1 protein-coding gene is annotated in these 281 nt (G+C 60.1%); it reads right to left on the bottom strand.

What is annotated here, in order from left to right; all coding sequences use genetic code 11:
• Positions 1–279: LysR substrate-binding domain-containing protein (locus Q5L94_RS13620; RefSeq protein ID WP_317498896.1), on the bottom strand; the 279-nt coding region annotated here is incomplete at its 3' end.
• Between the last annotated feature and the right edge of the window lie 2 nt (positions 280–281).

The raw sequence follows: 281 nt of genomic DNA, 5'->3' as shown, positions 1-281 counted from the left end.
ACGGGCCGCGCCGACACCTGCACGAACCGCATCGCGAACCATGATCAATGAAGACAGGCGAAGTATCGGGTTGGCCTTGATCTGCAGTTTCCGGCTTCGTGCAGTCATGTCCCAGACAGGGCCCAGATCGTTCGCTCCCCGGACGACGGTCGGAACTGCGCGATCATCCTTGCGATCATCCTTGGGACGCTTCAGGTCAGGACTTGCTACCACCACCAGCCGGTCGCGCATCAGGATTCGCCCGACGAGAGTTTCATCCGGATCCGGATTGACCCTGATCA

The sequence above is a fragment of the Idiomarina sp. Sol25 genome (assembly GCF_033052775.1).
Lineage (GTDB): Bacteria > Pseudomonadota > Gammaproteobacteria > Enterobacterales > Alteromonadaceae > Idiomarina.
Note: the sequence above shows the minus strand (reverse complement) of the source record. Positions and strands in the feature narration are given on the sequence as shown.